At 56.2% G+C, this 242-nt stretch carries 1 pseudogene; it reads left to right on the top strand.

Annotation, left to right across the window (positions count from 1 at the left end):
* A pseudogene (locus BCT27_RS16675) lies at positions 1-242 on the top strand (thrombospondin type 3 repeat-containing protein); the annotation flags it as partial.

Here is a 242-nt window from a genome sequence, read left to right on the forward strand (position 1 = left end):
GACGATGACAACGACGGCACACTCGATATCTATGATGCCTTCCCATTTGATCCAAACGAAGACACGGACACCGATAGTGATGGCGTGGGTGATAACGGCGATGCCTTCCCTACGGATGCCACGGAAACGACTGACACTGATGGTGACGGCGTGGGCGATAATGCCGATGCCTTCCCTGACGACGCCTCTGAAACCACAGACACCGATGGTGACGGTGTGGGCGATAATGCCGATGCCTTCCC

Origin of the sequence: Enterovibrio norvegicus (assembly GCF_002876705.1) — a bacterium.
Classification (GTDB): domain Bacteria; phylum Pseudomonadota; class Gammaproteobacteria; order Enterobacterales; family Vibrionaceae; genus Enterovibrio; species Enterovibrio norvegicus_B.